At 67.4% G+C, this 18,546-nt stretch carries 21 protein-coding genes and 1 pseudogene; 12 read left to right on the forward strand and 10 right to left on the reverse strand.

Going from position 1 to position 18,546, the window contains the following annotated elements; translation table 11 throughout:
* Nucleotides 1–103 precede the first annotated feature (103 nt).
* From IZR01_RS37805 to IZR01_RS37825, 5 genes are all read right to left on the reverse strand, one after another.
* Nucleotides 104–1,153 carry a hypothetical protein gene (locus IZR01_RS37805; RefSeq protein ID WP_194926654.1) on the reverse strand — a complete coding sequence of 350 codons (1,050 nt, stop codon included), beginning with the start codon at nt 1,151–1,153 and terminating at the stop codon, nt 104–106.
* Nucleotides 1,150–1,473, reverse strand: coding sequence for a helix-turn-helix domain-containing protein (locus IZR01_RS37810; protein WP_194926655.1), 324 nt, complete (start codon nt 1,471–1,473; stop codon nt 1,150–1,152). The genes IZR01_RS37805 and IZR01_RS37810 overlap by 4 nt, the downstream gene beginning before the upstream one ends.
* Nucleotides 1,474–1,592: 119 nt before the next feature.
* Nucleotides 1,593–2,141: a GrpB family protein gene (locus IZR01_RS37815; RefSeq protein ID WP_194926656.1), complete on the reverse strand. Its 549-nt coding sequence runs from the start codon at nt 2,139–2,141 to the stop codon at nt 1,593–1,595.
* On the reverse strand, nt 2,142–4,571 hold the full coding sequence (locus tag IZR01_RS37820) for a site-specific integrase (protein WP_194926657.1): 2,430 nt from the start codon (nt 4,569–4,571) through the stop codon (nt 2,142–2,144).
* A gap of 3 nt (nt 4,572–4,574) precedes the next feature.
* On the reverse strand, nt 4,575–4,907 hold the full coding sequence (locus IZR01_RS37825; RefSeq protein WP_194926658.1) for a helix-turn-helix domain-containing protein: 333 nt from the start codon (nt 4,905–4,907) through the stop codon (nt 4,575–4,577).
* Nucleotides 4,908–5,143: 236 nt separating this feature from the next.
* On the opposite strand from IZR01_RS37825, the gene IZR01_RS37830 reads away from it, so the two are divergent.
* Both IZR01_RS37830 and IZR01_RS37835 read left to right on the forward strand, forming a co-directional pair.
* On the forward strand, nt 5,144–5,554 hold the full coding sequence (locus tag IZR01_RS37830) for a hypothetical protein (protein WP_194926659.1): 411 nt from the start codon (nt 5,144–5,146) through the stop codon (nt 5,552–5,554).
* 3 nt (nt 5,555–5,557) lie between these two features.
* Nucleotides 5,558–6,295 carry a lysylphosphatidylglycerol synthase domain-containing protein gene (locus IZR01_RS37835; RefSeq protein ID WP_194926660.1) on the forward strand — a complete coding sequence of 246 codons (738 nt, stop codon included), beginning with the start codon at nt 5,558–5,560 and terminating at the stop codon, nt 6,293–6,295.
* 169 nt (nt 6,296–6,464) lie between these two features.
* On the opposite strand, the gene IZR01_RS37840 is transcribed toward IZR01_RS37835, so the two are convergent.
* From IZR01_RS37840 to IZR01_RS37860, 5 genes are all read right to left on the reverse strand, one after another.
* Complete coding sequence (locus IZR01_RS37840) at nt 6,465–7,649, reverse strand: AI-2E family transporter (protein ID WP_194926661.1); 1,185 nt, start codon at nt 7,647–7,649, stop codon at nt 6,465–6,467.
* Nucleotides 7,646–8,044 (reverse strand): DUF4365 domain-containing protein, encoded by a 399-nt coding sequence (locus IZR01_RS54505; protein WP_194926662.1) that lies wholly within the window; start codon nt 8,042–8,044, stop codon nt 7,646–7,648. The genes IZR01_RS37840 and IZR01_RS54505 overlap by 4 nt, the downstream gene beginning before the upstream one ends.
* Before the next feature lie 33 nt (nt 8,045–8,077).
* Nucleotides 8,078–8,491, reverse strand: a complete 414-nt coding sequence (locus tag IZR01_RS37850; RefSeq protein ID WP_194926663.1) for a hypothetical protein — start codon at nt 8,489–8,491, stop codon at nt 8,078–8,080.
* Nucleotides 8,492–8,602: 111 nt separating this feature from the next.
* Nucleotides 8,603–9,520 carry an aminoglycoside phosphotransferase family protein gene (locus IZR01_RS37855; protein WP_228561058.1) on the reverse strand — a complete coding sequence of 306 codons (918 nt, stop codon included), beginning with the start codon at nt 9,518–9,520 and terminating at the stop codon, nt 8,603–8,605.
* Between the two features lie 126 nt (nt 9,521–9,646).
* Nucleotides 9,647–10,186: a hypothetical protein gene (locus tag IZR01_RS37860; RefSeq protein ID WP_194926665.1), complete on the reverse strand. Its 540-nt coding sequence runs from the start codon at nt 10,184–10,186 to the stop codon at nt 9,647–9,649.
* Nucleotides 10,187–10,346: 160 nt separating this feature from the next.
* Here IZR01_RS37860 and IZR01_RS37865 point away from each other — a divergent pair, with 160 nt between their 5' ends.
* The 10 genes and pseudogenes from IZR01_RS37865 to IZR01_RS37910 all read left to right on the forward strand — a co-directional run bounded on the left by IZR01_RS37865 (nt 10,347) and on the right by IZR01_RS37910 (nt 18,295).
* On the forward strand, nt 10,347–10,910 hold the full coding sequence (locus tag IZR01_RS37865; RefSeq protein WP_194926666.1) for a P-loop nucleotide/nucleoside kinase family protein: 564 nt from the start codon (nt 10,347–10,349) through the stop codon (nt 10,908–10,910).
* A 260-nt stretch (nt 10,911–11,170) separates the two neighbouring features.
* Nucleotides 11,171–11,317, forward strand: a pseudogene (locus tag IZR01_RS37870) (IS982 family transposase); the annotation flags it as partial.
* Nucleotides 11,318–11,489: 172 nt separating this feature from the next.
* A complete protein-coding gene (locus IZR01_RS37875; protein WP_228561059.1) occupies nt 11,490–11,951 on the forward strand; it encodes a hypothetical protein in 462 nt (153 codons plus the stop codon).
* 561 nt (nt 11,952–12,512) lie between these two features.
* Nucleotides 12,513–13,073, forward strand: coding sequence for a SigE family RNA polymerase sigma factor (locus IZR01_RS37880; protein WP_194926668.1), 561 nt, complete (start codon nt 12,513–12,515; stop codon nt 13,071–13,073).
* Nucleotides 13,066–14,223 carry a hypothetical protein gene (locus tag IZR01_RS37885; RefSeq protein ID WP_194926669.1) on the forward strand — a complete coding sequence of 386 codons (1,158 nt, stop codon included), beginning with the start codon at nt 13,066–13,068 and terminating at the stop codon, nt 14,221–14,223. The genes IZR01_RS37880 and IZR01_RS37885 overlap by 8 nt, the downstream gene beginning before the upstream one ends.
* A 547-nt stretch (nt 14,224–14,770) precedes the next feature.
* Entirely contained in the window at nt 14,771–15,160 is a 390-nt protein-coding gene (locus IZR01_RS37890) for a type II toxin-antitoxin system RelE/ParE family toxin (protein WP_194926670.1), read from the forward strand.
* Nucleotides 15,157–15,474 carry a helix-turn-helix transcriptional regulator gene (locus tag IZR01_RS37895; RefSeq protein ID WP_194926671.1) on the forward strand — a complete coding sequence of 106 codons (318 nt, stop codon included), beginning with the start codon at nt 15,157–15,159 and terminating at the stop codon, nt 15,472–15,474. Before IZR01_RS37890 ends, IZR01_RS37895 begins: the two co-directional genes overlap by 4 nt.
* A gap of 534 nt (nt 15,475–16,008) precedes the next feature.
* A complete protein-coding gene (locus tag IZR01_RS37900; RefSeq protein ID WP_228561060.1) occupies nt 16,009–16,797 on the forward strand; it encodes a hypothetical protein in 789 nt (262 codons plus the stop codon).
* A gap of 223 nt (nt 16,798–17,020) precedes the next feature.
* Nucleotides 17,021–17,401, forward strand: a complete 381-nt coding sequence (locus IZR01_RS37905; RefSeq protein ID WP_194899968.1) for a hypothetical protein — start codon at nt 17,021–17,023, stop codon at nt 17,399–17,401.
* 111 nt (nt 17,402–17,512) lie between these two features.
* Nucleotides 17,513–18,295 (forward strand): hypothetical protein, encoded by a 783-nt coding sequence (locus IZR01_RS37910; RefSeq protein ID WP_194899967.1) that lies wholly within the window; start codon nt 17,513–17,515, stop codon nt 18,293–18,295.
* The last annotated feature ends 251 nt before the right edge of the window (nt 18,296–18,546 follow it).

Below are 18,546 nucleotides of genomic sequence, written 5' to 3' on the forward strand. Positions count from 1 at the left end.
GTCGTCGAGAACGAACCGGGATTGTTCACCCTCGCACACCCGCCGACCGCCGAACCGGCCGCCGACCAGCAACCCTAACCCGCAGCCAACGGCAAAACGGGCATTAACTTACAGCCCGCCCTCTGAGACGGGCGGCCGGGTTCCGGAAGATCGTCCCGTTCTGCTTGCCGTGGCTGAACAGCGACCGCAGCACGACGCAGACGTGGTGGCGCTGGTGGCCACGTAGTGCGGCCACCGCGGTCTGCACGTCGTCGGCGGTGACTTCCCGCAGATGGTCGAAGCGCGTCGTCCAGTCGGTGAGGACGGGAAGGATCGCATTGAGGTACTTCCAAACGGTCGCGGGGTCGCGGGGACGGGTTCGTGGTCCACCGTCGTGGAGGGTCCGCAGCCATGCCTGGACGTCGGTGGTGATGCCCGGGGCAACGTCGGCGAGTTTGCGCTGCATCCAGGTCTCGAACGCCGGGATCCGGTCGTCGTGCAGGAGTCCGGCGGCATCGAGGACTTCGGCGGCGCGGCCGATCCGTAGTCCGCGCTGGCGCAGCGCGGGGATGAGTTCGGAGTAGCGGACCGTGTCGGTCTCGGCGTGGCCGGACAGCACGACGGCCAGAGCGTGGTCGACGTCGTCGACCACCTCGTCGGACCAGCCGCGTGCCTCGGCGATCAGTGTCAACTGGCGGCGGGCCTGGACGAGGTGGGCGTTGGCGGGACCGGAGTGCCGGAACCGGTCGAAGCCGGCGAAGTCTCGTGGGGGCTGGTCGAATAGCGGCGGCTGAACCCAGCCCGACGGCGCCGGGACCGGCTCGGGTGCCGGCTTGATCTGCGGGGCCCTGCGTCCGGCTTTGCCCGGCCGGACGTCGGACTGACGCGGGTATTGCAGATCGGCGAGGAACAGCTGCTGGAACCGGATCTTCTCCAAGTACGGCTCGGCGGTCCTGGTGATGCCGCGGGACTCCATGCCGGCTTGGTGCCAGCACAGACGGCAGTACTCCTTCTTCACCGGGACTTTCAGGCGGCAGCCGACGCAGTCGCCTTCGGCGTGGTTGGTCTTGAAACTGAAGCAGGCCCGGCAGCGCCGACCGGGCAGGATGCCCCAGGCGAAGCAGGCCACACAGCTGACGGCGGGCTTCGCGCTGTCGCGCAGCGATCGGCTCACAGTGGCGGCAGAGTGCGGCCGTCGCGGCGGCGCGGCACGACCGTCAGGCCGCTGGTCCCCGTCGCCGCGGCAGGCCAGGCCTGATCGTCCAGCCGAGCGACGTGCTCGGTCTCGGGGATCAGCAGGTCGCCGATCTGGCAGCCCAGGACCGCGCAGATGATGTCGAGGTCGTCGAGTTTGACGCTGGCCGGCTGGCCGGACCACAGACCGCTCATCTTTCCCGCCGAGATCACCAGGCCGTGCTCCGCCAGGGAACGCTGCAGGTCCGAGGCCTTCCAGATCCCGCGGTTCGCCGCGGCCAGGCGCAGGTTCCACTTCATCGGGCCAGCCCTTCCAGGCGTCGGGCGGCGCGCTGGCTGCCGGTGAGCCAGGCTTCTTCGATCCGCTCGGAATGAACATGCTCTGGCGGAGTCAGTTATTGGAACTGTCTGAATACCCTTCACTGTGGGGCGTCGTTGGGGACTCCGCTGTCGCCCGACTGCGTGAGGTCCGTCGCCTTGGTCAGAGTCTGTTCGATGAAGGCCGATTTCGCCGCGGTGTAGGCGGACCTGTCGTAGGTGAACCGCTCCGCGAGAGACCGCTTCAGTGTCGCGTAGGCCAACGCGATGTCGGGATGCGCGCGCAGGAAGTCGCGAAACATGAGCTGCTGCGCCAGCTGCGGACTGTTCTTCGCGCAGACGTAGAGGTGGTGGGACGGGGCGCCTGGCGGAGTCGTGAAGGCTTCGCGGCCGGGGATGCCGAGGTCGCCTTCGTGGTGGTAGCCGATGGCCCGCAGTGCATTGATAGCGGCGGGCAGGTCGTCCCGAGTGCCGATGACAACGGTCAGGTCGATGATCGGCTTGGCTGCCAGGCCGGGGACCGAAGTGCTGCCGACGTGCTCGATCCGCTGTGCGATCCCGCTCAGCGCCGAGTAGAGCGGCTCGCTGAGCATGGCGTAAACCTCGGGCCATCGCGGGTCGTAGTCCTCGACCTCGACGGGCTTGCTCATTCAGGGAGTCCTGTTCGTGGAGGTCGCGGTCGTGCCGCGTCGGCTGACATCGGCGGCGTAGCCGGTCCAGTCGCCGTTGCTGGCGCGTTGCCAGGCGACGGCAACCGAGATGTGGATGCCGAGCATGCGGGCCAGCAGGGCGGCGGGCAAATCGGTGGCGAGTCCGAACAACGCCGTCGATCGAGCCTGGCCGGGGCTGATCCCGAGTTGGCGGACGCGTTCGGCGAGCTGGTAGGCGCTGACCGGACGGCCGGGTTGTCCGCCGGGGAACAGCCAGCGCGAGTTCCCGGCGTCGCCGAGGGTGGCGTGGCCTCTGCGCGTGGCGACGAGTTGGCGGACCAGGCCGGCGAGTGGCTCGGGGAGCACGAGGGGTTCGTGGCCGAGACTGAGCCGGGTCTGTTCGTCGGTGGTCTGGACGTGGTCGAGTGTCAGGCGGCTGATCGTGGCGGGCCACTGGGCGTAGAGCAGGACGAGCAGGCCTGCGACGCGGTCGTCGGGGGCGATGGTGTCATCGTGGAGCAGTCGGCGGGCTTGTTCCCAGCGGGCCTCGGTGTCGATGGCGCGGGTCGGACCGCCCCATTTGACGGCGGGAAGGTCGACGCCGGTCAGCTTCTGGTTCTTGGCCCAGCGGACAAAGTGCCCGGCTTCTCGGCGGTGGGTGGCTTCGGGTTCACAGAGCCAGGCCTCCAGGTCGCCTTGCGTGCAGGTGGCCAGGGTGAGGCCGTGGCCGGTGAGCCAGTCGAGCAGGACCGTGGCGGCGCGGAGATGCTGACGGACTGCGACGAGTTGGTTGTGGGTGATGTTCTCGCCGTCGCTGCGACGGCGCAGCCTCCGGAGCAGGTGCCAGACGGCGTAGCGGTGCAGGAGCCCTCGTTCCTCGGGGTCGCCGCGGTCGGCGATCGTCGCTGTGATCCATCGTTCCAGCCGGGTCATCTGCTCGTCGCGCGGCGGCAGCGTGCCGATGGCGACCAGGACGGCGCGCAGATGTTCAACCGGCTTGCCAGCTGGTCGGGAGTCCAGGGCTTGGTGGGTGAGCATCTGATCGGTGGCCTCCAGCTCGCGCAGGATCGCCGGGGCACCGCCCTTGTCCAGCCAGGCGGCCACGGTTCCGGGCCGCTCGGCTTTGGCAAGGGTCTGGTAGAGGGGTTCCAGGTGGGGGCGGATCCGGCCGTCGGCGTCGGCGAGGAGCTCATGCAGCCGCCGGTCAACGGTGCAGCGGGCGCATCGTCCGGCGCGGATGCGTCCGGGCTGCCCGCAGTCCGAGCAGCTGCGCCAGAACTCCGGGTCCTCGCGCGTGCAGGTCGAGCACACAGGCTTGGTGATCGTGCCGCTGCGGATCCGGCGGACTTGGCCGCACTGGTCGCAACGGGCCCAGCGCTGCGCGCAGGCGTGGCGCCACGGCTGTCCGGTGGCCTTGGAGATCACGCAAGGTGCCTCACGGCTGCAGATCGAGCAGGTCACCGTCGGAATCGGACGGCAGGTTTCGCAGATCGGCCCGTCAGGCGTACGAACACTGACGCGGCGGCGCCGGGCGCAGACTGTGCAGTTCTCCAGATTGGCGGGGTCGCTGATCAGGCAGTACGGACACAGCGGCCGGCCGTGCTCGTCGCGCGTCGCCGCCTCCCGGACGGCGCCGCAGCGGGAGCAGGGCTGGGCTCTGGATTTGGCGACGCAGTTGCGGCACAGCCACTGCCCGTCGATCCGTCGGTGCAGACGAAGGACCCGCTGGCATCGTGGGCAGGCCGGATGGATGATCGACTGCGATCCCGCGTCGCAGAGCCCGTCGATCAGCCGCAGCACCGCCGGAGTTGGCGCAGTCGCTCCGGTTCCGGTGAGGAGCTCGGGCCGGTCGGCCAGGGCCCAGGCCAGAGCGTGGCGCCTGCCGGCCGTCGGCACCGCGGATTCGACTGCGGCGACCACGGCCTGGACTGGAAGGTCGGGGTCGATCGCGGCGACAACTTCAATCACCGTCTGGATGGGGTCACGGCCGTCGTCCGGCGGGCACTTGCCGCAGCGAGGCTGGCCGTCCCGGTCGCGCACTTGGACCGAGCGGGTCTTTCCGCAGGCCGAGCAGGGCTCGCGTCGCTCTCCGCAGATCCCGCAGTACCAGTCCTCGCCGCGGCGCTGCAGGGACCGAAGATGCTTGCCGCACTGGGCGCAGACCGGCGGCGATATCACGACGGCGCCGACACTGCGCAGGGCGATCAGCAGGTCTCCGATCGTCCGGGGCGCAGGCGAGCGGCCGTCGATCAGTATCTGGGGCCGATCGGCCAGGGCGGAGGCGAGTTTGCGCTGCTTGGCCCGGCCGCCGGCCGCCGCTCTGACCAGGCCCTCGATCACCGGTCGGCCGAGGGCGGGCTCGACCGCGGCGACCAGGTCGACCATGACGCCGATCGGGTCGGCCACGACGTCGGGGATCGTGTCGGTCATCGATCAGTCGTCGACTTTCGCGATCCGGGCGCGTCGGGGACGCAGGTCGCCGACCCCGGCCTCCTCGCCACTGGCGGTCCGCTTCTTGCCGGCGGCGCCGGCCGCGGCGACCGGTTCGATGAGGTCTTCCATCGAGCAGTCCAGGATGTCCAGCAACGCCATCAGCACTTTGAGGCTGAGCCGTTCAGGCCGTTCGACGACGAGGCGGTAGACCTGGCTGGAGGACAGCTCGATGCCGCGCTGGGTCAGCAGCGGGGCCAGGTCGGTGGTGGCGAACATGCCGCGGGCGGCCATCACCTGGCGCAGGTTCCACCGGTAGTCGAGTCTGGGCGTCATCAACGAGTATCGAACAGTCGCCGAACCAGCTTGGATCGACTACTGGCCGGCGATCGGCGAGCCGCTGTCTCGCCGCCGCTATCAAGTCCGGCGGCGGATATCTCCAACCTGGCCGACGTCGCGTTCTGGGAAACGCTCGCCCCGCTTGCGCAGCGTAGGCTCGGCGGACGGGACATGAAAACTCACAGCCGAGGTATAAGGGGGCGCCAGTACCGTCGGGCACGGGAGAGTGAGACGTGGAAATCTCGAAGGCGGGCCAGGACGGCGTGGACGTGCCCAAGTCGGACGCGCCCGAGCCAGACGCACCCGAGCCGAACCCATCCACGGCAGCCGAACTCCGCCGCCGGCCCCTGCGGCGCGTGTTCACCATCGGAATCCCCGTCGTCCTGATCATCGCCGTGTTCGGCTTCGCGATACCCCGCCTCGCCTCCTACGGCCAGGTGCTCGACACGTTGCGCACGATGACCGCGTCCTCGATCGCGATGGTCGCCGTGGCGGCGCTGGTCAACCTGCTGGCGAACTGGGCTCTGATCATGTCGGCCGTCCCAGGGCTGTCGTTGCCGCGGGCGGCGGCGTCGAACCTGGCCTCGACCGCGGTGGCCAACACCGTTCCCGGCGGCGGTGCGATCGCGTTGGGGATCAGCTGACGCATGCTCGCCGGATGGGGCGTGACCTCGGGGGAATTCGCGGCGTACGCGGGGGTGACGGGGGTCTGGAGTGCGTTGGCGAAGCTGGCGACGCCCGGTGCGGCGGTCCTCGTGCTGCTCTTCACCGGCCGCCTCTCCTCCGGCCTCGGGGCGACGACGACGCTGCTGACCGGCGCTTCGATCAGCCTCGGGGTCTTCGCCGTGGCGGTGGTCGTGCTTCGCAGAGGCCTGCGTGACGAGCGGGTGGCGCAGGCCGTCGGCCGGGCGGCGCAACGCTCGGCCGGGGCCGTCTTCAAGGTGTTGCGCCGCCCGGCGCCCATGGGGGTGGCCGCAGCGGTCATCGGCTTCCGCGACCAGGCCAGGGACCTGCTGCACGAGCGCGGGGGCCGACTGATGCTGGCGACCGTGGCCAGCGACCTGGGCTGGCTGGTCGTGCTCCAAGCCTGCCTGCTGGCCTGCGGAGTACCGCAGAGCCAGGTCTCCTGGGCCCGCTGCTTCGCCGGCTTCGCCCTGGCCCGGCTGATCTCCACCGTCCCGATCACGCCCGGCGGACTCGGCGTCATCGAACTCGGCCTCACCACCTACCTGGCGGCGTCCCTGGATCCGGCGTCCGCGGCGCGCGTCACCACCGCGATCCTGCTGACCCGGGCCGTGACGTTCGCGCTGCCGATACCGCTCGGCGCCGTGACCTACGCCGGCTGGCATCTCAAGCAGGTGCGGGCCGCCGTCACCGACGGGTAGGCGACGAGCAGCGCAGCACGTTTGCGGCCGGTCACCGAACCGGCCGCACCCGCGCGGGAACTGCTGTGTCGCAAGCCGGCAGCGATGGTGCCTCCGCGACCGCCCGACCGCGATGACCGCCATGACCACCATGACGCCTCAACGACGCCGACGGATCGTCGGGGCGACCTCACAAGGCCTGGTCGCGCTTCGGGAAGACCACCTCCTGCAGGATCAGCCCGATCGCAGCGGCCGTCGGCACCGCGATGAGCGCGCCGACCAGACCCATCAGCGTCCCCATCACCAGCACCGCGATCATCGTCGCGATCGGGTGGATCCGCACCGTGTACTTCATCGTGAGCGGGTTGATCAGGTGGTCCTCGGCGAACCGGAACAGGGTGTAGAAGACCAAGGACGCGATCGCGGTCGGCACGGAGACCGCCAGCGCGACCAGGCTGACCGCGGCGCCGCCGACGGTCGAGCCGATGACCGGGACCATGTCCATGACGGCGACCAGGAAGCCGAGCACGGCGGCGTACGGGACCCCGACGGCCATGCACCAGACGAAGGTGGCCAGGCCGGCCAGCACCGAGGTGGCCAGGTTGGCCAGCATGTAGCGGCCGACCTGCAACAGGATCCGGTCGGTCAGGTCCCGGCTGCGCGGCCGGTTGCGCGCGCTCACGAACCGCAGCCCGAAGTCCCGCACCGTGGGCATGCCGACCAGGAAGTAGATCGTCAGCGTCATCACGATGAAGGTCGAGGTGACCGCGCCGACGATGATCTGTCCGGCGGCCATCAGACCGGAGACGAGCTTGCCGGCCGCGTTGCCGGAGGCGAACTGCGCCTTGGCCTTGGCGACGAGGTGGTAGCGATCCTCGATCTTCCCCAACTGGGAGTGGTGGTCGTGGATCTCCTGCAGCCAGGTGGGGATCTCCTTGGTCAACGCCGTGACCTCGTTGCTCACCGGCGGAATGACCAGGGCCAGGAAACCGCCCAGCACAGCGGTGAATCCGATCAGCACCACGGCGACCGCGAACCCGCGCCGCAACCGCAGACGCTCCAGACCCACCACCATCGGCTCCAGGCTGACGGCCAGGAACGCCGAGAGCAGGACCAGAATCAGAACCTGCGCGGACCGCAGGATCGCCTCAGCAGTCGCATACGCCAGGATCGCTCCGGCGGTGAACCCGTAGCCCACCTGGAACCAGGACCGCTGCGCAGGCAGCCGCCGCACGGTCCGGCCGGGCACCCACAGCCGCTGCCCGTCCGACGCATCGGACTCCTCCGTGGCCCCCGCTATGCGCGATTCCGTCGCGCGCAGATTGTCGTGCGCCGCGATGGTCGCCGATGACAGAACCGCCCCACTGTCAGTCACGCCTGACCCTCCCTAAGAGTGGCGACACTTCGCGAAGCCACAGAACATCGGTTTGGCCTGGTGTCCTGACTGCCCCAGAACAAACGTGGGCGATCAGCCATCGGCCCTCGCGCCCGTCTGCCTGAGCCGTCAACATCAGTAACCTGATGACTCCCACGGTACGAGGGGTGATGGGGATGGGCTTGCCCAGGAGTAGGCGCGTCGAGGAAGGCTCGTTGCGACGGCGCCGCGGCACGGAGACGGACATCGAGGCCCGATACCGCCCAGCGGCCGGCGCAGCGGGGGCGCTGTTGCAGTGACAGCCAGGCGCGGCGCTGGGTGTCGACCAGGACGACGATGACCGGCAGCGCGTGGCCCAGCCAGTAGCTCAGGTGCTTGTTGTCCTCGCGGAACACCCAGGCTCTGACGTCCGTGCACGTCAGTAGAAGTCACCTGACGACGACGGCCGTGACGACCGCTCCGCCAAGAATCACCGCCATCACGGCGATCGATGCGGCAATCCCCCGTCGCCGAATCGCCGGATACTGAGGATGATCACGGATGGCCGGATCAGTGCTCTCCGGAAGGTCCTCGGGCAACTTGCCTATCACCAACACCGCCAGCGCCATCGGCAGAAAAATGACGGCCCCGTACCACAGCACGATTCGACTGAAGAACGAGGACACGGCGAAGAGGGCTAAACCAGGCGCCAGGTTCTTGCGAAGAATCTGACCATGCTGCCATTTCGGCATGATGTACAGGAGTACGGCACCCACTGCCAAGAACCCGACGGCTGCCAGCGCGACAAGCACCGGAATAGGGATGGACGACAACTTAATATGCGAAGCCGCGCGCGATTCCATGAATCGGATCGCCCCTTCCCGCCTGCGTGATTCAAAAACCCTGCTATAGAGCCTCACCTGCGTGAATACTGCCAGAGGGTCGCGCCGGGCGCACATCCCCGACGGCCGCCGTTACAGGAGCAGCTCAGCCGTCTCCAAAAACGGCCGCGCGACGTCTTCGGCGCCGAACGCCAGCACGAACAGGCCCGTGGAAACTCGTTCCAGGAAGCCCCACTCCCAGATCGCGGTCTCGTCCACGCCGCTGTGCTCGGCCAGCAGGGCGCAGTAGCGACGAGCCACGGACTTCGCGTCGCCGGCGAGCAGCTGAGGACACCAATCCCGAAGAACGACGCCGAGGTCGTAAGCGGGCTCGGCGAGGAACCCGTCGGGGTCGACGAAGACGAAACCGGACTCGGCGCCCGGTCTCGACGCCGCCGCCCGCAGAGCATTCCCTGGATGCGGGTCGCCGTGGACGACGACACAGCGGTCCAGGTCGAAGCCGGAGGCGCGGCGTTCCGCGAAGCGAAGAGCAGTCGCGACCGCCGCCTCGGAACAGGGGTGGCCGAGCCGGTCCCACGTGTCGCGGACGAACCGAGCCAGCCGCGTCGCCTTCTCCTGTTCGGGGTCGACGGCCGCCCCGGAAGGTCGTGGAACCGTCCATGCCTGAGCGAGGGTGTGGCACAGGTTCTCGATCGCGAGTTCCGGCGGCAGGGTGAGCTGGTCCATCGACGGCCCGCAGAGCTCCAACAGCATCGCGTGACGTTCGGCATCCGCAGCGAGCAGATGCGCGTAGCCGTGGCCGTGCGCGTCGGCAAGGGTCCGAACCTGATCGTCGAAGCCGGTTTCCGGCATCGCCAGTTTGAGGACCGCCTCGCCGCCGTCTCCCGTCCGCACGCGCAACACGCAGGAAGCCGACCCACCGCTCAACGCCGCGACCGGGCTTATCGACCAACGGTGCCGCAGGTCGGCAACGAGGTCCGGCAAAGCGGCCAGCCACCGCTCGCCGACCTGTCCGAGGTTCGCGCTCTTCTGGCGCACCAGGGCGGGCATCTCAAACATATGGTCGGTCGCCCCGTATTCGTGACGTGGCCGCGTCGGCGGCACTAGCGTTTTCCCTCGCGAGGACGATTCTTGCGCGCCAGCTCCACTTACGTTCATTGTGCCGGTGACAGGGGTTCAGGGGATGACGTGGCCGGTGTCTTGGTCTCGCTGGTGGATCTCCACGATTTCGGACCAGCGCGGCGGCCCACCCAGACGCCAGGGCACCTGCTGCTTGTCCGCGGCATGGAGCGATCGTCTGGCAGCCTGAACGAAGTTCCGTTGTGCGCTGTCGAGTCTCTCGTGGATCTGGCGAAGCTTTTCCAGGTCTTTCGGCTCCCCGAACGGGAAGGTGCTGAATTCTCCGATGGCCTCGCTGAGTTCGAGGGCCGCCATTCCGGTGCCGGAGTCGGCCACCAGGCTGACGGACACCAGCGCGGCGTTCCACTCTTCCCAATCGATTCCCTGGGGGACTCGTTCCTCCCAGTATGCGTGGCGCAGGCCGATCTCCACCGCGCCGAAGCTCTGAAGAAAACGCTCATACGCCGCAATCGTCCGATCGCGGCTCCACTGTCGGGCTTCGTTGCGCCGTCCAGCCATGGTGCCGACGAGAATGCCCAGAATGGTCGCGCCGGCTCCACTGGCCGTGGATATGACAGTCCCCCATGCGGCGGCCATGACCTTCTACCTCTTCCTGGCGGCTCAGACTTCGATGGTAAAAAACCTACTGATCTTCTGCGTTCCCTGACAACCATCAGCCGCAGGCCCCGTTGAGACCCTCTGGCAAGTGGGGGCAAATCTGTTGTACCTGCGCAGGGCCAGCTGAAAGGCTCCGCTCATGGCGATGCTGATTCTGACTGTCGGCCTGCAGGGCGCGGGAAAGACCACGCGGGCACGGCAGTTGGCCACGAAGCTGAACGCGCTACGGCTCACGCCGGATGAGTGGATGATCCCGCTCTTTGGAGAGCCGGAGGCGGACGGAAAGCGTGACGTCCTGGAGGGACAGCTGCTGAAACTCGCGCTCGAGGTACTGCGGCTGGGGAACACCGTCGTCCTGGACTTCGGTTGCTGGTCGCGCGATGAGCGCTACGCGATCCGACATTTGGCGGAGGATGCAGGCGGCTCGTTCGAGCTCGCGTATATGCCCGTGGACGAGGAGACCCAGCGGGTCCGGGTCGCCCACCGGCAAGCGACCGCGCCGCACGAGACGTTCCCCATGTCCGACCAGGAGTTGGCCGACGCGAGGGCCTACTTCCAGGAGCCCGATAATGCCGAACTCTCCATGGGGCAGATCATCGATCCGCCAAAGGGCTGGCATAGCTGGAACGAATGGGCAGCCGACCGGTGGCCATCGTTCGGCGACGACCGTGAGAGTGCCGGGAAGCCCGTCCAGGCTGGGTGAGGAAGTCGGTTGCGGGCCGAGAGACGGCGGGCGCGGCACTACGGCCCCGACGCGAGAAGGCGCAGCTTCGCCTCGGGCCGTACTCGCCGCGGCACTCGCCGGGAACGGCGACGCCGGCCCCGGCGCACGGCTTGGCGACTGCACTAGATGACTGATGTGGGTTGGTGGCGTGGGGCTGGCTGTAGCCGGATCGGCTGACGACGGCAGGGAGCGTGTCCAGCATCGGTGTTTAAGAAGAACCCTTTGGCCGGGGAGTCACCTTGAACACTGATCTGGACACGCTCCTGACTGCACTGTATGTCGCGCTCACTGATCGCATCATCCCTTCGCGGAAGGTTCGCCCGGATTCGCCAGGCGGGCCGGCGGCTGTCACCGACGCCGAGCTGGTCTGTCTGGCCGTGGCCCAGGCCCATTGAAGATCCACCATCTTGGTTTCGGCTGGTCAGGGTGCCTGGCGTGACAGGGCTCTCGGGTGCTCGCACTGGTCGCGGGCGGGTGTCTTCGGTGTAGATCGTTCGTCCGGGTGGTTCGTGGCAGTTCCGACCGCGGTATCTGGGCGTGGTTCCTACGCTCGGCTTCATGACGGATTCGGTGATGCTGGAACGGATCGCCGCGCGGCGTGCCGAGTTGGAGCTGTTGGAGGAACAGCTGGTCAAGCAGCTGGACGAGGTACGTGTTGAGCGCGACGAACTTGTGGTGGCCGAGCGTGTGGTGCAGCGGATCAGCGAGCAGGGCTTGGTCGAGTACCTGTCCCTCGCGCCGGCGCCGGAGGAGGCACAGGTGGGTGGCCGGTCGGTGCTGCTGATCCCGGTCCGCGCCGACGCCGCCGGTCCTGACGCGCTGCCTCCGGACTACCGGCGGATCCTTGCGATCGTGCGCGAGGCGGCCGGGCCGGTGAAGGTCAAAGAAGTCGGCTCGGTGCTGGGGCTGCCGGTCGAGCAGCGGGGCAAGCTGGAGCCGCTACGCGGGAAGATGAACAAGCTCGCCGACCGCGGCTGGCTGCGCAAACTCGCTGACGGCCGGTTCGCGATCGCCTTCTGAACATGGCCGGGGATACCACTTACCACTTGGGGGCTGTGGTGGTCAGAAACTCGGTTTAGGACAGGGAACTGGTCACCAATGGTCAACACGGCCATAGGGGATCTCCTTGCGCTCATGAGGGGTTTGCCGTTCAGGCGCGCCTTTGGCAGGGCCTTGCGGGCCCGCGAGGCGGCGTGATCAAGGCTGTCACGGCCAGATTGATTAGTGAAATAGGCGCGAGCGCAGGTCGCGATAGGCAGACCCGATCAATCGCCACGTTCGGCTGCCACAAGATGGGCAGGCCTGTCGCCGGCAGTGTCACCCGGAATCCAGCGCGAGACGAATCGGCTCCAAGGGATGAGACGTGGACCCTTGATCTGCGTGGCCCGCGGTGGATCAGCTCTATCGACCGAATCTATGGATACCGGATGATCGATGCAGTCCGGCAGTCGGGCTGCCCGGGTCTCAACCTTTCGCCGGGACGCGACCTCTAAGGGGGTGTGCCCGGCCAGGCCCGGGCACGGCCGGATCGCGCGCAGCGCGTCCGTGGCGGACGGGACGACTGAGGAGGCCGGTGGCGGCATGGCTTTGGGGGAGCACGAAGAAGCACAGTTCTGGGAGTTCGCAACGGCGCGACGGCACGGCCTGCTCCGGGTCGCCTACCTGCTCACCGGCGACCACGCGCTGGCCGAGGACTTCGTCCAGGACGCGCTGTTCCAGGCCTATCGCAACTGGCGGCGGATCGAGCGGAGCGAGCAGCCGGAGGCCTACGTCCGCAAGATCGTCGTGAACCTGGCGAACTCGCGGTGGCGGCGGCTGAAGCACCGCAACACCTTGTTCTACGCCGACGTGCCGGATCGGCCGACGACCCGCGATGCGCACGCGGACGTCGACCGCTCGGACGAACTGTGGCGGGCACTGGCGACGCTGCCGACCGGCATGCGGACGGTCATCGTCCTGCGCTTCTACGAGGAGCTCACCGAGGCCGAGACCGCGGCCGTCCTTGGCAAGTCCGTCGGGACCGTCAAGAGCCAGTCCTCACGAGGGCTGGCCCGAATGCGCGAGGTGTTGAGCACACCGGCCCAAGGCAAGCAGACCGATCCCGCCAGCGCGGCGGGGCGATTGGGGAACACGCATGTCTGAGAACCAGTTCGAAGAAGAGATCAGGGGGATGCTGTCCGAGCAGGCCGACGCGGTCGTCAGCGCCGGCCACCCCCGCGGGCGGACGCGGGACGACTTCCGTGCCGCCGCCGCTCGGCGGCGACGGGTCGTCACCGCGACGACCGCGCTCGCGCTGACCGGAGGGGTAACGCTCGGTGTCGCGTTCGGCGCCGGTGGGAACGGCGGTCCGACGGGGAAGGCGGCGGCGATCGGCTCTGGCAGCAGCGTCGGGGGCGGTGCGCCGAACACCTCGACAACGCCCGCACCGGCTCCCAAGCCCGCGGTCACGCCTTCACTCCAGGTCCCGACGACGCCGCAGCTCAGCGCGGACTGCACCACCGACAACGGCAAGACGTTCATCAGCGACGTCAACCGCGTGCCGATGTCGCCGCGCGGCAGTCTGGCAAGTGACAAGAACTTCGCCAACGCGGTCCTGGCACGCGCCGAGGCGCTGGTCCCGGCGAACGCCGCCAAGCTCGAGATGGCCGACGACGACGGCCACAGCCGCGTCGCCGTGGTCTATCTGAACCCGAAGGCCGCCACGCCCAACAGCCCGTGCGACAAGGGGATGGAGGTCGTACTGTTCCATGGACCCAGCGGCGCCGCGGTCGACGATCTGCTGGCGCAGGCCGCCCCCGTCTCATACGGCCCGGACTACGGCTTCAACTGGGCCGAGCGCAACGCCGACGGTTCCGCGTCGATCGCGGTCGTGTACCCGGAGGCCGACAAAACCGTGTCGTTCGACGGATCGCTGCTGGCCCTGGACTTGACGGCAAAGACCTCGCACTCGACGAACAACGGCGAACTGCTGGTCACACTGCCGGCCGGCGCCACACTGCCGATGTTCATCGACGTCCCCAGCCTCGGCAACGTCCCCGGCGGAACGGCCGGCAGCCCGCTGATGTTCGTCGCCGCCAAGAACGACGCGGCATCGTACAGCGCCGCGATCGGCGGAGATGTCACCAAGGTGGGTCCGCTGTCCCCCGGCTCGACCGGAACCGGCTTCTCATACCCGAAGACCCACGGCAACCAGTGGGCCACCCATAAGAACCCGCAGACGCTCACCGGCCCCGGCACAGACGCCGGTCTCTGGATGGGGTACGTCGGGTTTACCCCCGACGTCCAACCGTGACGCCACTGCATACCTGACGAAGACGGCTCCGATCCATTCGCACTGGATCGGAGCCGTTGGTGCACACCAAGTTTGGCAGGTTCCTCGTTTGGCAGGTTCCTCAGCCGCTGCCACTGAGAGGGCGGAACGTTGGGCGTGCCGAAAACTCCATCCGCACGCCCGACCTGGTGCTTCTCGCCAAAGGAGATGGGTGTGGCTTCTTTTGAGGGACCTGCTTCACCGCCGCGCCGCTGGTCATGCCAACGCCGTTCGTTGTGCCCGGTTTCGCAGAGCTCACGACGTGCGCTGTTTGGGCCGGTCCCTCGAACGAAGCCACACCCAAAGGAGATGATGGGGTGCCTCGCGCGAGCGGACGCTCTGGAACGCGGCGAGTTCCCGGGCCGAGCTCGAGGGCGCGATGCCGGCGTTGACCGTCTGCGTGCGGCTGACGGCGACTCGAGGCGCACGAACATCCGTTTACCGGGCTTCCCGAGCGCAGGTGTTCCGGCGTGCGCCTTCAGGAGTGAGCCGGTTTCGCCGATCACGACCAGGGTATACCATTTTTTGTATGCGGACAGAGTCGGACAGGTACGAGATCGAACTGGAGCCCGAGGTCCGGGACTGGCTCGACGCGCTTCCGGTCCGGCAATATATCCGGGTCATGCAGGTCGCCGACGATCTCGCCGACACCCCTGAGACGTTCGGTGAGCCGCGCTCACGTCACCTTGGTGGTCCGGTCCGCGAACTTCGCATGCATCTTGAACCCGACGACTGGCGCGTGACGTACTGGCTGGCCCCAGGTCGGCGCGTGGTGTTGTTGACCGTGTTCCGCAAGACGCGGATGCGCGAGAGCGCCCAGGTCGACCGGGCCTTGGCCGCCCAAGCCGAGTGCGCCCGGTCCCATGGTGTAGGCCACGACCTGTACGACCGCCCGTTGAAGCCCTTGGAGGAATCGTGAACGGCAGCCATCACCGCTGGCAGACCCGGCGTGACCTGCTCGCCGCCGGTGAGGACCTCGACCCCGAGGCCCGCGCCGTCTATGAGGAGGCCCGGCTGGCCGGGCAGATCGCCCAGGCCATCTATGACCGGCGCACCGCGCTCGGCCTGAGCCAATCCGAGTTGGCCAAGCGAGCAGGGATGACTCAGCCCGCCATAAACCGACTGGAGACCGGCACCACGCTGCCGTCCAGCCGCACCCTGTTCCGCATCGCCCGCGCACTGGACACCGGTCTCGTCGTCGCGTTTGACACGCATCTCACCGACGCCGCTTAGCGCATGAACGTTCGGGCTGTGAGAGCGGTGTGAGAACGGACGTCGCGTTCACCGCCGACATCATGCGGCACGAAACGGCGGCTACGAGTCGAGTCGACTCGCACGAAACGGCACAGGACATGCTTGGATGCCAAAATTCAATAAGAAGTTTTGTATAAAAGCCCTGACTACGGATCAGAAGGTTAGGGGTTCGAATCCCTTCGTGCGCACTGAAGCAAAGCCCCAGGACAGCCTTACCGACCTGGGGCTTTGTGATTTCTGGGCCGCCGAGACTCGAGCCGGAGAGCCGAGGACTCCGACTTCGATCATGGAATCGGCCCGTGTGTGAGGACGGTATGAGGACGGGCGTAGAGACTCCGTAGGCGACTCGGTCGAAATCGGGGCGCCGCTCCCGTCCTCATACCGTCCTCACACCCGAGCAACACGGCACCCAGGAGAACCGCAAGACTTTCGGCGGCAAACTCGATCGCACCGAGCAGTGACTCTCGCGCCTTCGGGCGCCGATCGAGCAGTACAGAGCCAGGCTTCGCAGTGGTGGCTGTTCACCTGCTCGAGTTCTTGCTGCATGATTTCGGAGTGGTAGCGCGGCGCCGTGGCCATACTGGACTTATGTGCGCGCACCGGCACGGAGTTAATGCGATCAACATTGGCGACAAGGGTCTCCTGCTCACGAACACCAGCGGAGGAACAGCAGTCCACCTCACGGGCGAGTCCGCCGTGGCAGGGTCGGGGCAGGGCGCGGTCCCGGAGCACTACTTCAGGGAGTCAGCCAGCGGTACGCCGGCACTGAGGCACAACTACGACAAGGCCGCGCTGGTGGATCGGCGATGGTCAGACAAGACGTTGTGCGGTCGACAATGGGTCAGCATGGCAAGCGGAGAAGGTGGCCTGCTACACGAGTTCGATCGGGAGATGGTGTTCGCCCCGACGTGCAAACGCTGCCTGGCCCTGATGGACAAGCTGTTTCCCGCCCCGACGCCGGACGACCGACTCGCCCTAGTCGTCCGGGTCGTCACTGACCTCGTCCTCGAGCACGGCTATGCAGAGATCGGCTCGGTGCCCGGCGATCAGCAGGCCACTCTGCGCGCGCGGGTCCGGACGGCTGTGCGCGAGCGCAGCGGCCACGGCACGAAGACCCACGTCCACCAGAGCATGATCATCTTTGTCTGCGACGAGATCTCCGGCCAGCATGCCGACGAACACGACCGCCATGCTGCCGAGGCCATCGACCGGGTCTTGGGATCAGCCGCGACTGGCAGCGAGATCGTGCCGACCAGAAAACCCGAATGGCGAACGTCATGGGATGCCTGGAGCGTCGATTGATCCGTGATCGCCGCCGAAGAAGGTCAGGCATCAGCCTACTGCCGCCATAGCGCAGGCTGCCGAGACAGGCCCTTGTCGTTGCGGACTATCGGTCCCTCGTCATCGAGGATGCGCCGTGCCTCAACAAGGCGATCCCGACCCCGAGCCCGGACCAGAAGTCCTCAGGCGTGCCGTTCCGGTGGTGCGGCTGCCCCGGCCCCGGCCATTCCGTGAGCTCAAATGCATGCCCCGTGGCGTCACCTGGCGTCGGCGGCTGTCGCGACAGCTGCGTCCCGAGCGTGGCGCCCTGTCTTGCTGCTGGTACCACAGCGGCGACTGGCACAACGTCAAAGCTGCCGCAATCCGTCTCGTACGCGCCGCCGAACAAGCGGGCGTCTCCGGTGACGATCTTCCGAAGTGGTGCGCACCGCAGTTCGAGGCCCTAGGGCTGACCGATTGGGAGACCGAGGCGATCGAGTCGTTAATGGCCGGTCCAGGGTTCGCCATCGACCCGGACTGCGACGGCTTCTTCACCAACGGCCAACACCATGCCCAGGCCATGCTCGACGCAGGCGTGCGTCGTACCGTGGTGATCCGCTTGAAGTATCCCGACGACGTCGGCTGACCCGGTCGCCGTTTCCTTCACTCCGGCGGCTGCGCGGGAAAACCCGGCTGGTCAGGCAGAGATTCGGCGCGTCTAGGTTGGAAGACTGTTCTCGCATGGGAGCATCCTCAAATGGGAACGCCGATTGCCGACGCTGCGGAGGCCCGGTTCTTCCGGTACTTGGAAGAGCGTCAGTACACCTACGACCGTGAACCTGACGACCTGGGCGACACACCAAAGCGTCCGGATGCGCGGATCCAGGCGGCCGGGCACACCATCGTCGCGGAAGTGAAAGCGTTCGAAACGCTCGGGCTGTTTAAAGACGCGGTCGATGGCAAGCTTCAGATGAGGTCGATCACCGACGCACTGAAGCCGCTCCGAAACAAGATCCACGAAGCCGCACGGCAGCTACGCGATCTACAAGGCCGCGGCTGGCCACTGGTCACTGTCCTGGACAACCAAGCCGGATCCCCGATCCCGACCAACCCCGAGCTCATTGTCTCCGCGATGTACGGCGACCTGGTCCACCGGGTCAGCATTACCGAGGACGGACTGCCCGGCGAAGCCCGCATGGTCTTCGGCCGAAACGGCAAGCTGACCAACGACCATCCCTACATCAGCGCGGTTGCCATCATCCGCAGCCGAAACCGCTTCCTGGACTGGATGAACCAGTGGTTCGACGACCACCAAGACCAGTACTCACCCGATGAGACAGGCCAACGGGCGGCGCTAGCCGACATCCAGGGAGCAACCCAGGACGCGCCGACCGGTGAGGAGATCTACCTCGAGGTCTTCGAAACAGTCAGCGACAGTGCGGTTCGGCTTCCACCAGAAGTATTCAACGGGCCGCTCGATGTGCGCTGGGCGGCAACGCCGGGCCGCGACGGGCTCGTTCTGCAGACGAACGTCGACTAACAACACAGCGGATTCGCGCCCGCGGGGAACGCGCCCAGCTGGGTCTGCTCGTCGCGCACTCCTCGTTGGGCGCAGTGTGCTCTGAGCCGGCGCACTCGACCACCAGATGGACTCGGAGATCACGCTTAGAGGCTGTCCGAGATCCCGGCGGAGCCGGGTGGTGTATGAGAGCACGTATTTGTTGAATGTATGAGGCTCCTGGTAGAGCAGCGGTTGTCTACGCCATCCGCACTACCAGGAGCCGTCGTGAA

Source organism: Catenulispora pinisilvae, assembly GCF_015356865.1.
GTDB classification, from domain to species: Bacteria; Actinomycetota; Actinomycetes; order Streptomycetales; family Catenulisporaceae; genus Catenulispora; species Catenulispora pinisilvae.

Bases quoted from the DNA above. Each gene is read 5' to 3' on its own strand.
- IZR01_RS37810 (WP_194926655.1), bottom strand. From the start codon at position 1,473: ATGAAGTGGAACCTGCGCCTGGCCGCGGCGAACCGCGGGATCTGGAAG.
- IZR01_RS37865 (WP_194926666.1), top strand. From the start codon at position 10,347: ATGGCGATGCTGATTCTGACTGTCGGCCTGCAGGGCGCGGGAAAGACC.
- IZR01_RS37820 (WP_194926657.1), bottom strand. From the start codon at position 4,571: ATGACCGACACGATCCCCGACGTCGTGGCCGACCCGATCGGCGTCATG.
- IZR01_RS37875 (WP_228561059.1), top strand. From the start codon at position 11,490: ATGACGGATTCGGTGATGCTGGAACGGATCGCCGCGCGGCGTGCCGAG.
- IZR01_RS37815 (WP_194926656.1), bottom strand. From the start codon at position 2,141: ATGAGCAAGCCCGTCGAGGTCGAGGACTACGACCCGCGATGGCCCGAG.
- IZR01_RS37890 (WP_194926670.1), top strand. From the start codon at position 14,771: ATGCGGACAGAGTCGGACAGGTACGAGATCGAACTGGAGCCCGAGGTC.
- IZR01_RS37880 (WP_194926668.1), top strand. From the start codon at position 12,513: ATGGCTTTGGGGGAGCACGAAGAAGCACAGTTCTGGGAGTTCGCAACG.
- IZR01_RS37905 (WP_194899968.1), top strand. From the start codon at position 17,021: ATGCCCCGTGGCGTCACCTGGCGTCGGCGGCTGTCGCGACAGCTGCGT.
- IZR01_RS37885 (WP_194926669.1), top strand. From the start codon at position 13,066: ATGTCTGAGAACCAGTTCGAAGAAGAGATCAGGGGGATGCTGTCCGAG.
- IZR01_RS37855 (WP_228561058.1), bottom strand. From the start codon at position 9,520: ATGCCCGCCCTGGTGCGCCAGAAGAGCGCGAACCTCGGACAGGTCGGC.
- IZR01_RS37850 (WP_194926663.1), bottom strand. From the start codon at position 8,491: ATGGAATCGCGCGCGGCTTCGCATATTAAGTTGTCGTCCATCCCTATT.
- IZR01_RS37825 (WP_194926658.1), bottom strand. From the start codon at position 4,907: ATGACGCCCAGACTCGACTACCGGTGGAACCTGCGCCAGGTGATGGCC.
- IZR01_RS37860 (WP_194926665.1), bottom strand. From the start codon at position 10,186: ATGGCCGCCGCATGGGGGACTGTCATATCCACGGCCAGTGGAGCCGGC.
- IZR01_RS37910 (WP_194899967.1), top strand. From the start codon at position 17,513: ATGGGAACGCCGATTGCCGACGCTGCGGAGGCCCGGTTCTTCCGGTAC.
- IZR01_RS37835 (WP_194926660.1), top strand. From the start codon at position 5,558: ATGCTCGCCGGATGGGGCGTGACCTCGGGGGAATTCGCGGCGTACGCG.